At 73.0% G+C, this 13,457-nt stretch carries 14 protein-coding genes; 8 read left to right on the forward strand and 6 right to left on the reverse strand.

Features of this window, described 5'->3' with window-relative positions; genetic code table 11:
• Positions 1-4: 4 nt before the first annotated feature.
• On the reverse strand, positions 5-778 hold the full coding sequence (gene map / locus FE251_RS01255) for a type I methionyl aminopeptidase (protein WP_139072799.1): 774 nt from the start codon (positions 776-778) through the stop codon (positions 5-7).
• A 78-nt stretch (positions 779-856) separates the two neighbouring features.
• Here map and FE251_RS01260 point away from each other — a divergent pair, with 78 nt between their 5' ends.
• Positions 857-2,374 (forward strand): FGGY family carbohydrate kinase, encoded by a 1,518-nt coding sequence (locus FE251_RS01260; RefSeq protein WP_139947483.1) that lies wholly within the window; start codon positions 857-859, stop codon positions 2,372-2,374.
• Here the strand turns inward: FE251_RS01260 and FE251_RS01265 are convergent.
• The 5 genes from FE251_RS01265 to flgN all read right to left on the reverse strand — a co-directional run bounded on the left by FE251_RS01265 (position 2,371) and on the right by flgN (position 6,222).
• Positions 2,371-2,877, reverse strand: coding sequence for a hypothetical protein (locus tag FE251_RS01265; protein WP_139947485.1), 507 nt, complete (start codon positions 2,875-2,877; stop codon positions 2,371-2,373). The two genes, FE251_RS01260 and FE251_RS01265, sit on opposite strands and share 4 nt — an antisense overlap.
• A 112-nt stretch (positions 2,878-2,989) precedes the next feature.
• On the reverse strand, positions 2,990-3,367 hold the full coding sequence (locus FE251_RS01270; protein WP_139947487.1) for a flagellar assembly protein FliW: 378 nt from the start codon (positions 3,365-3,367) through the stop codon (positions 2,990-2,992).
• Complete coding sequence (gene flgL, locus FE251_RS01275; RefSeq protein ID WP_230976494.1) at positions 3,364-4,299, reverse strand: flagellar hook-associated protein FlgL; 936 nt, start codon at positions 4,297-4,299, stop codon at positions 3,364-3,366. The genes FE251_RS01270 and flgL overlap by 4 nt, the downstream gene beginning before the upstream one ends.
• Before the next feature lie 19 nt (positions 4,300-4,318).
• A complete protein-coding gene (gene flgK, locus FE251_RS01280) occupies positions 4,319-5,734 on the reverse strand; it encodes a flagellar hook-associated protein FlgK (protein WP_139947489.1) in 1,416 nt (471 codons plus the stop codon).
• Between the two features lie 8 nt (positions 5,735-5,742).
• Entirely contained in the window at positions 5,743-6,222 is a 480-nt protein-coding gene (gene flgN / locus FE251_RS01285) for a flagellar export chaperone FlgN (RefSeq protein ID WP_139072805.1), read from the reverse strand.
• Between the two features lie 402 nt (positions 6,223-6,624).
• On the opposite strand from flgN, the gene FE251_RS01290 reads away from it, so the two are divergent.
• The 7 genes from FE251_RS01290 (at position 6,625) to FE251_RS01320 (ending at position 13,226) form a co-directional block, all read left to right on the forward strand.
• Positions 6,625-7,470 carry a sigma-70 family RNA polymerase sigma factor gene (locus FE251_RS01290; RefSeq protein WP_139947491.1) on the forward strand — a complete coding sequence of 282 codons (846 nt, stop codon included), beginning with the start codon at positions 6,625-6,627 and terminating at the stop codon, positions 7,468-7,470.
• 84 nt (positions 7,471-7,554) lie between these two features.
• On the forward strand, positions 7,555-9,102 hold the full coding sequence (locus FE251_RS01295; protein ID WP_168202611.1) for a glycosyltransferase family 2 protein: 1,548 nt from the start codon (positions 7,555-7,557) through the stop codon (positions 9,100-9,102).
• Between the two features lie 130 nt (positions 9,103-9,232).
• Positions 9,233-10,048, forward strand: a complete 816-nt coding sequence (locus tag FE251_RS01300; protein WP_330998302.1) for a flagellin N-terminal helical domain-containing protein — start codon at positions 9,233-9,235, stop codon at positions 10,046-10,048.
• Between the two features lie 176 nt (positions 10,049-10,224).
• Positions 10,225-11,040 carry a flagellin N-terminal helical domain-containing protein gene (locus tag FE251_RS01305; protein ID WP_139947495.1) on the forward strand — a complete coding sequence of 272 codons (816 nt, stop codon included), beginning with the start codon at positions 10,225-10,227 and terminating at the stop codon, positions 11,038-11,040.
• 111 nt (positions 11,041-11,151) lie between these two features.
• A complete protein-coding gene (gene fliD, locus FE251_RS01310) occupies positions 11,152-12,486 on the forward strand; it encodes a flagellar filament capping protein FliD (RefSeq protein WP_139947497.1) in 1,335 nt (444 codons plus the stop codon).
• A 12-nt stretch (positions 12,487-12,498) separates the two neighbouring features.
• Positions 12,499-12,903, forward strand: a complete 405-nt coding sequence (fliS, locus tag FE251_RS01315) for a flagellar export chaperone FliS (protein ID WP_139071030.1) — start codon at positions 12,499-12,501, stop codon at positions 12,901-12,903.
• Positions 12,903-13,226, forward strand: a complete 324-nt coding sequence (locus FE251_RS01320) for a hypothetical protein (RefSeq protein WP_139071029.1) — start codon at positions 12,903-12,905, stop codon at positions 13,224-13,226. The genes fliS and FE251_RS01320 overlap by 1 nt, the downstream gene beginning before the upstream one ends.
• The last annotated feature ends 231 nt before the right edge of the window (positions 13,227-13,457 follow it).

A 13,457-nucleotide genomic window follows, 5' to 3' on the forward strand; every position in this document is an offset into this window, starting at 1 on the left:
CGGGTCAGCCGTCCGCGCGGGCGGTGAGGACGAGCGGGCCGTCCTCGGTGACGGCGACCGTGTGCTCGCTGTGGGCGCCGCGTGAGCCGTCCGCGCTGCGCAGCGTCCACCCGTCGGGGTCGGTGCGCAGCTCGTCCGTGCCGGCCATGAGCCACGGCTCGATCGCCACGACGAGACCCGGACGCAGCCGCAGCCCGCGGCCCGCGCGTCCGTCGTTGGGGATGTGCGGCTCGCCGTGCATCGTGCGCCCCACGCCGTGCCCGCCGAACTGGAGGTTGACGCCGTAGCCGTGCTCGCGCGCGACGGCGCCGATGGCGGCGGAGATGTCGCCGATCTTGTTGCCGACGACGGCGGCGGCGATCCCCGCCTCGAGGGCGATCTCGGTCGTCCGGATGAGCCGCAGGTCCTCCTCGCGCGCCTGGCCGACGACGACGCTCACGGCCGAGTCGGCGACCCAGCCCTCGACGGCGGCGGCGAAGTCGAGGGACAGGAGGTCGCCGTCGCGCAGCCGGTAGTCGTGGGGCAGCCCGTGCAGGACGGCGTCGTTCACCGACGTGCACAGCACGTGGCCGAAGGGTCGCGCGCCGAAGGAGGGGTGGTAGTCGATGTAGCAGGACTCCGCGCCGGCGGCGCGGATCATCTCGTGCGCGAGGGCGTCGAGCTCCAGGAGGTTGACCCCCACGGCGGCGGCGTCGCGCACCGCGCTGACGACCTCGGCGACGAAACGGCCGGCCGGGCGCATGGCCTCGACCTCCGTGGGGCTCTTGAGCTCGATCACCGCCTCAGGTTACGGCGCGACGGCGCGGTGCGCGGGGTGGGCCGCCGTGCGCCGGGCGGCGGCTGGCACACTGGGCCGATGCGCAGCCTCGGGCTCGACGTCGGGACGACCAACGTCAAGGCCGTCGTCGTCGAGCACGGGCCGCTGCGGACCGTGGCCCGCGCGGCGGCCCCCACCCCGGTGAGCGGCCGGGAGCTCCTCGCCGTCGTCCGGCGGCTCGTCGAGAAGGTGGGCGCGGACGTCGACGTCGTCGGTGTCGCGTCGATGGCCGAGACGGGAGTCCCGCTCGACGACGAGGACGCCCCCCTCGGGGACCTCGTCCGCTGGGACCCCTCCCGGGCCGCCCGGCACGCCGCGGCGCTCGCCGCGACCTACGGCGCCGACGCGCTCTTCGCCGCGACGGGCGTGCGGCCGAGCGGCAAGGTGCCGCTCGCCACCTGGGCCCACCTGCGCGCCGAGGACCCGGCACGGTGGGCGGCGATGTCCCGCTGGGCGGGCGCGGCCGACCTCGTCGTCCTCGCGCTCACCGGCCGGCTCGTCACCGACCACACGCTCGCCGGCCGCACGATGGCCTACCGGCTGCCCCCGCCCGGGACCGACCTGCCCGCCGGGTTCGACCCCGACCTCGTGTCCGCCGTCGGGATGCGACCCGAGCAGCTCCCGGAGGTCGCGCTGCCCGGGGCGCCGCCCGCGCGTGTCCCGGCCGGTGGCCGGTGGGGGCTGCGGGAGGGGACGCCCGTCGTCGTCGCCGGGCACGACCACCAGGTCGGGGCGTGGGCGGCGGGGATGCGTGAACCAGGCGACGTCGCCGACTCGGTCGGCACCGCCGAGGCCGTCGTCCGCGTCCTCGGCGAGCTGCCGCGTGCAGGATCCGGCTCTCGGCGGGAGGGGGCGGGGGCGCCGGAGGGGGCGGGGGCGCCGGTGGGGGCGGGGGCGCCGGTGGGGGAGGACCGGGCGGCGGTGGCGGCGGCGGGGATGAGCCTGGTGCGGACGGTCGAGGGGCGGCACGAGGCCCTCGTCGCCGGGTCCTCGAGCGCGGGCGCCACGCTCGCCTGGTGGGCCGGGCAGCTGGGCGGGTTCGACGCGCTCGGACCGCTGCTCGCGGCCGCGGCGGACCGGCCCCGCACCGCTGCGTCCCCGTTCCTCCTGCCCTACCTCCGCGGGCGGCAGACGCCCGAGCCCGACCCCGCGGCCCGCGCCGTCGTCGTCGGGCAGGCATCCGACGACGTCGACCGCACCGCCGCCGTCCTCGACGGGCTGGCCCTCCAGGCACGCTGGATGCTCACGGCGCAGGCCGGGCTCGCCGGGGCGGACCCGGCCGCGGGCCACGTGCTCGTCCTCGGCTCCGCGGCCCGCGCCGGGTCCGCGTGGCTGCGGGCCAAGGCCGCCGCCGGTCCGGCGCCGCTGCGGGTGGTCGGTGAGGGGGAGGCGGTGGCGGTCGGCGCGGCGCTGCTCGCGGCGCACCGGGCAGGACTGGCGGAACCGGTCCTCCTGCCCTCGGCCCAGGCCGGCCACGACCACCTGCCCGTCTACGACGAGCTGTTCCGCAGCTTCGTCGCCGCCGCGCGGGCGAGCAGCCGGTCCGCCGAGGGTTAGGCGAGGAAGTCGAGCAGGCCCTGCCGCAGGACGCGCCCGCGTGCGGTGGCTGCCTTGCGCCCGATCTCCTGCAGCTGGAGCTCGACGGCGGCGTCGGCCGGGTCCTCGTGGGTCAGCTCGGCGGCCGGGATCGCGGTCAGGTCGTCGTCCTGGGAGGTGCCGGCGCGCACACCGGTGAGGGCGGTGATGCCGGCGAGGAGCTCGCGCAGCGCGGTGCGGTGCTGGTCGAAGATCTCGCCCCACGGAGCCGGGGCGCGCTGGGCGATGGTGGCCAGGGTGGCGTCGGGCCCGAGGCCCAGGACGCTGGTCGCCCCCACGGCCTCGCTCGCCCGGGCGAGCTCGGCGACGTCCAGGGCCTCCAGGGCGGTGTCGACCTCCCGCGAGGCGAGCGGGACGCGCGCCGTGCGGCCGGTCTCGAGCAGTGCCCGCTCGCTCTCCAGCCGGTGCAGGAGGAGCTCCAGCACGTCACGCTCGTGCCACAGGAAGTCCGACAACGCGCGCATCGCCCACGTCCTTCGGTTCGGTGCGGGCCGCGCCGGCGGTGGAGGGCGGGCGGGCCGCAGGTGGAGGCGGTCTCTACCCCGAGCGTACGCCCTCGGGTCACGCGTCAGAGTGCTAGGGACAGACCGGTGCGCGCAGCGGGTAGGAGCTGCCCTCGAGGATCGTCTGGACCGCCGCGCCCGTCTCCGGGTTGAGCAGGACCGGCGCCAGGAGGTTGGCGGTGGGTGCCTCGCCGTCACCCGGACGGACGACGACGAGCACGGCCGGCTCCTGCGTGCCGAGCTCGGCCAGCGCCTCCTCGCTCACGCGTGGGGAGTAGTCGGGGAAGAACGGGCGCGGGTCGAGGAGGAACAGGCGCACGCCCTCGGCGTCGGTCGCCCGCAGGGAGTACAGCTCCTCGGTCACCGCGCTGAGGGTGAAGTCGGTGAGGGAGCCCAGACCCGGGGGCGGGACGAGGAAGCGGACGCGGGCCTCGGTGACGACGGCGCTCATCGCAGGAAGTCCAGGAGGCTCGGCTGCAGCACGCGGGAGGTGGCCCCGAGCGCCGCCTGGTAGCTGACCTCCTGGATCTGGAGGTCGACGATCGTCTGCGCGAGGTCGGCGTCCTCCACCGAGGACACCTGGTTGGTCAGCGTGACCTGCCGGGCCGAGATGGCGTCCTGCGCCTGGAGCACCTGCTTGTGCCGGGTGCCGACGCTGCCCACCTCGCCGAGCACCGCGCCCAGCCGCGAGTCCAGGTCGTTGAGGAAGCGGCTGACGTCCTCGTCGCCGGCCTCGACCTTCGCCGCGATCTCGCGCAGGAGGGAGAAGACCGACATGCCCGCCGGCTCGCCCGTGGCGTCGCGGACGAGCTCGCCGTTCGCGTCCACGACGTCGACGCCGAAGACGTCCGCACCCGCGGAGTCGACCCGGACCGACGTCGTGTCCGAGACCTGGCGCAGGACCTCGGCGCCGGTCCGGCCGGTGTAGCTGACGGTGCCGGCCGCCGTCGTCGTGTACGCCGCCTGGGTGGAGGTGCCGGCGAAGACGGAGCGGCCGAGGTAGGTCGTGTTGGCGACCTCGAGGAGGCTGTCCGCGGTGGCCCGCAGCTCGTTGGCGATGGCGGAGCGCGAGCTCGGCCCCTGGGAGCCGGTGTTGGCGCCCTGGACGGTGAGGTCGCGTGCCCGGCGCAGCGAGGTGAGGGCGTCCCCGAGGGCGTCGTCCACCGTGGTGAGCCAGGCGTCGCCGTCGGCCGCGTTGCGGGCGTACTGCGCCGTCGTGCGCTGGTCGGCACGCAGCCGCATCGCGTCGACGGTCGCGGCGGGGTCGTCCGACGGACGAAGGACGACCTTGCCGGTGGTGAGGCGCTCCTGCAGGTGCGCCATGCGGGAGATGTTCTCCTGGAGCTGGACCAGGGAGGCTCGCTGGAGCCCCTGCTGCGTCACTCGGCCGATCATCGTCGTCCTACCTTCCCACCACGCCGGTGCGGTTGATCAGGGTGTCGAGCATCTCGTCGACGGTCGTGAGGACCCGGGCGGCTGCCTCGTAGGCGCGCTGGTACATCACGAGGTTGACGCTCTCCTCGTCGAGGTCGACGGCGGTGTGGGAGAGCAGCTGGCCCTCGGCGATGCCGCGCGTGTGCTCGGCTGCCTCGGCGCGGCGCACGGCCGCGCGGGTGCTGACCCCGAGGTCGACGACGGCCCCGCCCCACAGGTCCCGGGCGCCGGAGAGCTTGGAGATCGCGGTGGCGATCGAGCCCTCGACCTCGCCGGGGACGCCGGTGGTGAGGTGAGCGATGTCGGTGACCGCGACCCTCAGGCCGAGAGCGGGGTTCAGCCCCGGCGCGAAGGAGAAGAAGTCCCGGGTGACGCCGTCGTGGCCGGGCAGGGAGGAGTGCAGCGCGTTGACCTCGGCGGCGATCGTCGTCACGAGGGCGTCGTAGGAGGCCGCCATGCCCGCGAAGGGGCCGTCGGTGGCGAGCGTGTCGACCAGGCCGGAGAGCCGGCCGCCGGTGGCGCCCGCGGTGTCGCCCGACGCCGCCCAGACGAGCCGCGGTGGGCCCGCGTGGGCGCCCCAGCCGTCGTCGGGCATGGAGCTTGCGCCGGCCAGGCCCTCGAGCGCGGACGTGCCGTGGACGGCGACGGCGTAGGTCTGGTCGCCGCGCACGAGGGCGTTCCCGCCGACCATGACGTCGATCGTGCCGTCGGCCCGCGCTCGCACCTCCCCGCCCACGAGTGAGGCGAGGTCGGTGAGCAGGACGCCGCGCTGGTCGATGAGCTCGTTCGCCGGGACCCCGGAGACCTGGGCGTCGCGGATGCGCGCGTTGAGGTCGGCGACGGCCACGGCGGTCGTGTTGACGTCGTCCGCGATGGCCGAGGCCTGGTCGCGGGTGGCGACCCACTGGCTCTCGGCCGCGCGGTAGGAGTCGGCGACGGCCGCGACGAGGGAGTTTGCGTTGCCGAGGAGGACGGCCTTCGCGGCGGTGTCGTCCGGACGGTTGGCGACGTCCTGCCAGGAGGTGAAGAAGGTGTCCAGGCCGGCGGCGAGACCCTTCTCGCTCGGCTCCTTGACGCTCGTCTCGACGAGGCGCCAGCCGGCGGCGACCGCGCCGAGGCGGGAGGCGGAGGAGGTCTGCGTGCGGAGCTTCGTCTCGGCGAACAGGTCACCGAGCCGCTCCACCGAGGTCACCCGCACGCCGAGGCCGCGAGCCGTGCCCGTCATCGTCGGCTGGGTGCCGCCGGTGATCGCCTCGAGGTTGACGCGCTGGCGCGTGTACCCCGGGGTGTTGACGTTGGAGATGTTCTGCCCGACGGCCTCGAGCGCGATGCGCTGGGCGTTGAGGGACGTGTAGGCACCGTTGAGTGCGGAGAAGGAGCTCATGAGGGCCTCTACAGGGACTTGTCGACGAGGTGGGTGTCGGCGGCGCCGCGGGTGGTGAGCCCGCGGGCGTCGTAGACGTCGACGCTCTCGCTCAGGGACATGAGCGTCTCCTGCGTCGCGTGGTGGGTGGACATGAGGAAGTCGCGGTTGGTCCGGGCGACCGAGGCGATCTCCGACGTGAGGGTGAGGAACGCGGCGCGGTGCTCGCGGAGGATGCCCTCCCAGGGCGCGGGAGCCGCGGTGGCGATGTCGAGGAGGCTCGCGCCGTCGGGCAGGTCGAGCTCGGCGACGAGGGCGGCGACCTCGACGGTCCGGGCGAGCTCGGCGGTCCGCACCTGCGCCAGGACGGCGTCGACGTCGCGGACGGCGCCGGGCAGGAGATCGGTACGCCCCGCGTCGAGCAGGAGGTGCTCCACCTCCAGCCGGTAACGCAGCGCGTCGAGCAGATCCCGCTCGCGCCAGAGGAGATCCGAGAGCGAACGCAGCATGGTGTCCACTCCCTCCTGTGCCTGCACGTTGACCATCACGTCCATCCCATCGGCGCGGTCGGCCGCCGTATGAGGAAAGCGAGAGGCGGATTTGAGGGCCCCCAGGTGGTCGGTTGGTCCCGAACATCCCACTTTCGGACGAGAGTCACTGTGATCTGGCTCACGTACACCGGGGACGAACGTCCCAGAATCCGTGAAATCTACAGTTGAAGTGGTGAATGGTTTCCTGATAGGGGAGCCAATGACGGAAATAGGGGCTTGTACTTTTGGAGGAGTCGGCCCCATGCTGAGGTCGTTCGCTCCCGTCGGGGCGACCCGGAGACGGGAATCGGCGGGAACGAGCCCAACGATCACGACTAAGGGTGGGCCGGGGCTGGCCGCACCCGCTTTGGGGGTATGGCCATGGCGCTTGCGCGTCACGAGCAGGACGAGCTCATCCAGCAGCACCTCTCACTGGTGGGCTACCACGTCAGCGAGATGATCCGGCGGGTGCCCGCCCACGTGCAGCGTGACGAGCTCGCCGCTGCCGGCTCGCTCGCCCTGGTCCAGGCAGCCCGCGCCTTCGACGCGGAGCTGGGAGTCCCGTTCGGGCGGTACGCCTCGACCCGCATCCGCGGCGCGATCCTCGACGAGCTGCGGGGCATGGACTGGGCCTCGCGCGGTACTCGCCAGCGCGCCCGCCGCCTCGGTGAGCTGACCGAGCGCCTCACCGCAGAGCTCGGCCGGGCCCCGCGCCCAGAGGAGCTCGCCGACGCCATGGGCGTCGGGGTGGAGGAGGTCCGCTCCATCCGCGACGACGCGCAGCGCCGGATCGTCTCCCTGGACGCCGACACCACGACCGGCGCGGCGACGCTCGCCGACCAGTCCCTGAGCCCCGAGCAGCGCGTCGTCGTCGCCGAACGGCTGCGCTACCTCGCCGCCGGCGTGACCGAGCTGCCCGACAAGCTCCGCGTCGTCGTCGAGGGGATCTTCTTCCAGGAGCGCCCGGTCGTCGAGATCGCCGAGGAGCTCGGCGTCACCCAGTCGCGGATCAGCCAGCTGCGCACCCAGGCGCTCGGGATGCTGCGCGACGCGATGAACACCGCGCTCGACCCCGAGCTCGTCGCCGTGACGCCGGAGGTCCCCGGGGTCGCCGAGAAGCGCCGCCAGGTGTACTACGCGGCCGTGGCCCAGCGGGCGAGCACCTCGGCGATGCACGCCGCGGCGGTCGAGCTCGCGGTGCCGGCCGTCGTCAGCGAGGCGGTCTGACCCAGGGCCTCCGCCCGGGCTCAAGTCCGCGCGCGGCCGACCGATAGGCAGGTCGAGCAGACGACCGACCTCCTGGGAGCCCGCGTGTCACGCAAGCCCGAAACGACCATCTCCGCCGTCCTCATCGTCAAGGACGAGGAGGAGTGCCTCGCACGGTGCCTCGAGTCCGTGCGGTGGGTCGACGAGATCGTCGTCTACGACACGGGATCGAGCGACCGGACCGTCGAGATCGCCCGCCGGTTCACCGACACCGTCGTCGAGGGCTACTGGGACGACGACTTCGGCGCGGCCCGCAACCGCGCGATCGCCCGCGCGACGGGGGAGTGGGTGCTCGTCGTCGACGCCGACGAGCAGTTCGTCGGCAGCCCGCACACGGTTCGCAAGCACCTGGGCTCCGGGCGCGCGAACTTCTTCACCATCCCCGTCGGCACGCAGGTCGTGCAGCCGGGCACCATCGACCCGCCCGCGACGTCCGTGCGCTTCTTCCGGCGCTCCGACGGGCAGTACGCCGGCGCTCTCCACGAGCAGGTGGTCAACCGTCCCGGGGTGCGGCGGGTGCTGCGACCGCTCCCTGGGGCGTCGATCACGCACACCGGCTACTCCGAGGGGCCGGAGGCGATGGAGGCGCGCTTCCGCCGCAACCTCGAGATCGCCGAGCGGGAGCTGGAGTCAGCGCGGGACGCGGGCCAGGACGGGCATGAGGTCGCGATCCGGGAGAGCAACCTCGCGCGCTCGCTCGTGGGGGCCGGTCGCCGGGAGGAGGGCATGGAGCTGGGGGAGCGTGTCCACGACGGGGGCGCGCTGCCCGACATCGCGATGGAGAGCTTCGCCCGGGCGATGGCGATCACCGCAGCGGCCCACGGTGACACGGTCCTGGCCCGCCAGTGGGCGGGCCGGCTGCGGGCCGTGGCCAACCACCCGGTCTGGGCCGACACCGTCCTCGTGGAGATCAGTGCGGCCGAGCATGACCCGGTCGCCACGCTCGACGCCCTCGAGCTCGTCCCCACGACGATGGTCGACGAGCACGGCCGTCAGGTCCGGCGGGTCGAGTACTCCCGGTACGAGGTCTGGGCGCTGTGGAAGCTCGGCCGGGCTCGCGACGTCCGGCGCGCCGCCGTACGCGCGGCAGCCGCGGGCGTGCTGCCGGGACAGCCGTACGAGCTGTGGGAGTGGGTCGGTGAGGACGGCCTGCGCGAGGTGGTCGAGGCGCTGACCGAGGACGCGTGGCAGCTCCTCGGCGTGCTGTGCACGCACGTCGGGGCCACCGAGGCCGCGCGGAACGTGCTCGACCTCATGGCCCGGGTGCGCCCCGGGGACCTCGCGGTGCTGCTGTGCGCCCGCGAGCTGCGGTTCCCCGCCGACCTCGCCGGCCTCGAGGAGGCCGCGACGTGGTCCGCCCGGATGCGCACGGCGGGCCTGGAGGAGTACTGCACTCTCGTCGCCCTCGCCCAGGACGTCGGGACGCCGGCACCGCAGCGGGCGCGGGCCGCCGCGCTCGCCCACTTCGCCTACGGCGACCCGCGGGCCCTGCCCGCCCTGGAGGACGCGCTGGCGGCCGTCGCCCCGGAGGACGAGGCCGAGCTCGCCGCGCACCTCGACGTCCTGGCGCCGGGCCTCGTCCAGCGCGCCTGACTCCCGGCCGCGTCGTCCCGAAGTCTCCCGGCGAGATCTCTCAACATCGCTCCCACCCTGCCGATCAGTGCGGGTGTCCGCCCATGGATGGGCGGGTGATCTTGATCCTTCAGGAAGAAGAGGAACCACCATGGCTATGTCCGTGCAGAACAACGTGTCGGCGATGAACGCGTACCGCAACCTGTCGAACACGCAGACCAACCTCAGCTCCTCCCTCGAGAAGCTGTCCAGCGGTTTCCGTATCAACCGTGCGGCTGACGACGCCGCGGGTCTGGCGATCTCGGAGGGCCTTCGCTCCCAGATCGGTGGCCTCAACGTCGCCGTCCGTAACGCCCAGGACGGCATCTCCGTCGTCCAGACCGCTGAGGGTGCGCTCAACGAGACGCACGCGATCCTCCAGCGGATGCGTGACCTGTCGGTCCAGGCGTCCAACACCGGTGCGCTGAGCGACACCGCCAAGGGCAACATCCAGGCCGAGATCGGTCAGCTCGCCGAGGGCCTCACCGCCATCGCCGAGCAGACCAAGTTCAACGGCACCGAGCTGCTCGACGGCTCGTACGCCGGGACCTTCCAGGTCGGCGCGAACGTCGGCGAGACCATCTCCGTCTCGATCGCCCAGAGCATGACCGCGGGCGGTCTGGGTGTCGACGCGCTCAGCATGACGACGAACGCCACCGGGGCGATCACGGCGATCGACACCGCGATCGACACGGTCTCCAAGGTCCGTTCGGACCTGGGTGCCAAGCAGAACCGTCTCGACCACACGATCAACAACCTGCAGGTCTCGGTCGAGAACCTCACCGCCTCGGAGTCCCGCATCCGCGACACCGACATGGCCAACGAGATGGTCAGCTACACCAGCTCGAACATCCTCCAGCAGGCCGGCACCGCGATGCTGGCCCAGGCCAACCAGATGCCGCAGTCGATCCTCTCGCTGCTGCGCTGACCCCAGCACCACCTCCGCCTCAGCGGCTCGGCCTCACGGCCGGGCCGCTGAGTCGTGTGTGACCCGGATCTCGCGGCGCCGACCTCTCATCATCCGAGGGGGACTGCCGATCAGTGCGGGTGTCCGCCCATGGATGGGCGGGTGATCTTGATCCTTCAGGAAGAAGAGGAACCACCATGGCTATGTCCGTGCAGAACAACGTGTCGGCGATGAACGCGTACCGCAACCTGTCGAACACGCAGACCAACCTCAGCTCCTCCCTCGAGAAGCTGTCCAGCGGTTTCCGTATCAACCGTGCGGCTGACGACGCCGCGGGTCTGGCGATCTCGGAGGGCCTTCGCTCCCAGATCGGTGGCCTCAACGTCGCCGTCCGTAACGCCCAGGACGGCATCTCCGTCGTCCAGACCGCTGAGGGTGCGCTCAACGAGACGCACGCGATCCTCCAGCGGATGCGTGACCTGTCGGTCCAGGCGTCCAACACCGGTGCGCTGAGCGACACCGCCAAGGGCAACATCCAGGCCGAGGTCGACCAGCTCGCCGAGGGCCTCACCGCCATCGCCGAGCAGACCAAGTTCAACGGCACGGCGCTGCTCAACGGCTCGTACACCGGCACCTTCCAGGTGGGCGCGAACGTCGGCGAGGTCATCGAGGTCGAGATCGGTCAGAGCATGGACGCGACCGGCCTCGCCGTCTCCGGTCTCAACCTCACGACCGACCCGACCGCCGCGATCACGGCGATCGACACCGCGATCGACACGGTCTCCAAGGTCCGTTCGGACCTGGGTGCCAAGCAGAACCGTCTCGACCACACGATCAACAACCTGCAGGTCTCGGTCGAGAACCTCACCGCCTCGGAGTCCCGCATCCGCGACACCGACATGGCCAACGAGATGGTCAGCTACACCAGCTCGAACATCCTCCAGCAGGCCGGCACCGCGATGCTGGCCCAGGCCAACCAGATGCCGCAGTCGATCCTCTCGCTGCTGCGCTGACCGCCACCAGGCACCCCCTGGTAGCACCCCTGGAATCCGACCGGTGGCCCGACCTCGAGCGGGCGGGCCACCGGCCGGGGACCACCCCGAATCGACCTGGAGGACATCGCGATGACCATCGGCATCGACGGCATGGCCAGCGGCCTGGACACCGGCGCGATCATCGACGGACTCGTCGCGATCCAGCGCAACCAGCAGGTCCTGCTCAAGCAGAAGTCCTCGGTGGCCTCGAGCATCGTGACCGCGCTGCAGGCCCTCAACAGCAGGGTCGCCTCCCTCGCCACCGCCGGTGAGAAGGTGGCCGCGCCCGCGTCGTGGGCGGTGACCAAGGCGTCCTCCTCCTCCGACGCCGTCACGGTCAGCGCGGCCCCGAACGCCAAGCCGGGCGTCGTCGAGCTCCGGGTCGACCGGCTCGCCAGCGGGCAGGTCTCCCTCGTCGATCCCGCGGCCCTCACCGGCCCGTTCACGATCACCGTCGGCGGCACCGACCACGAGGTCGCGCCGTCGAGCCCGCACATCGACGACGTCGTCGCGGCGATCAACGACGCCCGCGGCACGACCGGCGTGAGCGCGACGAAGCTCCGCACCGGCACCGACGGGGACGGCAACGCCGTCTACGGCCTCCAGCTCACCGGCGCCACGGGCTCCGGCGGCGCGTTCTCGCTCACCGCCGGCGGCCAGGACGTCGCGGCGACGACCCTCGCGCAGGCCGGCGACGCCGAGGTCACCCTGTGGCCCTCGGCCGGTGGCAGCCACCGCCTCACGAGCACGACCAACACCTTCGACGGACTCCTCGACGGCGTCGACCTCACCGTCTCGACCGTGAGCGCGGACCCGGTGCGCGTCACCGTCGCCACCGACCCGGCCGCGCAGGTCGCGCTCGCCGACGAGCTCGTCGGCAACGTGTCGATCGTCCTGTCGGAGATCGCCTCCCGCACCCGCACGACGACGTCCACCGACGCCGCCGGCAACACCGTCGTCAGCGGTGGCGTCTTCTCCGGGGACTCCGCCATCCGGTTCCTCACGAGCGACATCCAGTCCGCCGTCACCCGTCCCGTCGACGGGAGGTCGCCGTCGAGCGTCGGCATCAGCCTGGACCGCTACGGCGCGATCAGCCTGGACAAGGCCGCCTTCACCAAGGCGCTGACCGAGGACCCCGAGGGCGCCACGGCGATGATCCAGGCCATCGCCGGCAGGGTGGCCGAGGTGGCCGAGCGCGCGTCGAGCTCGGCCGAGGGCACCATCACCCGCAAGATCACCTCCCAGGAGTCGGTGGTCAAGGACCTCGGCAGCCAGGTGGCCAAGTGGGACCAGCGACTGGACGCCCGGCGCGCCCAGCTCGTCGCGCAGTTCAGTGCGATGGAGGTCCGGCTCTCGCAGCTGCAGTCCACGCAGAGCTGGTTGACCAACCAGATCGCCGGCCTCACCGCGAGCAGCCAGCAGTAGGAGGAGCACGAGATGAACCAGACCGCACTGCTCGCCAAGTTCCGTCGCGAGTCACTCGCCACGGCGTCCCCGGCGCAGCTGCTCACGATGCTCTACGACCGGCTGCTGCTCGACCTCGACCGCGCCGTCGCGGCCCTCGAGGCGGGTGACAAGCCCGCCGCCAACGAGCAGCTCGGCCACGCGCAGGAGATCATCCACGAGCTGCGGTGCAGCCTGGACCCCACCGTGTGGGACGGCGGGCCGCGCCTGCTGGACCTCTACAACTTTCTCTACGGCGAGCTCGTCAGCGCCAACGTCACGCACGACGCGGACAGGGTCGCTGCCTGCCGCGCGCTCGTCCAGCCGCTGCGCGACGCCTGGCACCAGGCCGCCGCGATGCCGGGCACCGGCGTCACGACCAGCACGGCCGTCGGCTGATGGACGAGGACACCACGCCCGACACCTTCCGCCGGGAGTGGGAGGCCGCCCTCACGGAGCTCGAGCTCGACGTCGCCGAGATCGAGAGGATGCTCGCGGAGGACCACGTCCCCCTGGCTGCCTCCCGCTGGGAGCCGCCCGCCGGCCTCGGGCCGCTGCCCGAGCCGTTGCGTGCGCGCGCCGAGCTGCTCCTCGACCGGCAGGCCGACGTCGCCCGCCGGCTCAGCGAGGCGCTCGTCCTCAGCCGTCGCCAGGCGCGCCTGACCGAGACGCTCAAGGCCGGCGGCCCGCGCCGTCCGGTCTACCTCGACGCCGCCGGCTGAGCCTGCGCTGCGCCGGCGGCGGCGCGGAACTCCGCTGTCGCGCGGAAGTCGGCTGTCGCGCGGAAGTCGGCTGTCGTGCGGAAGTCGGCTGTCGCGAGGAAGTCGGCTGTCGCGCGGAAGTCGGCTGTCGCGCGGAAGTCGGCTGTCGCGGGAGCGAGGGTGGGGCTGGGGCTTTTTGGCGCCGACAGCTGGGGGCCCGGGGCGATGGGCGCTGCCAGCTGTCGGCGGCCG

It is taken from the genome of Georgenia wutianyii (assembly GCF_006349365.1).
GTDB classification, from domain to species: Bacteria; Actinomycetota; Actinomycetes; order Actinomycetales; family Actinomycetaceae; genus Oceanitalea; species Oceanitalea wutianyii.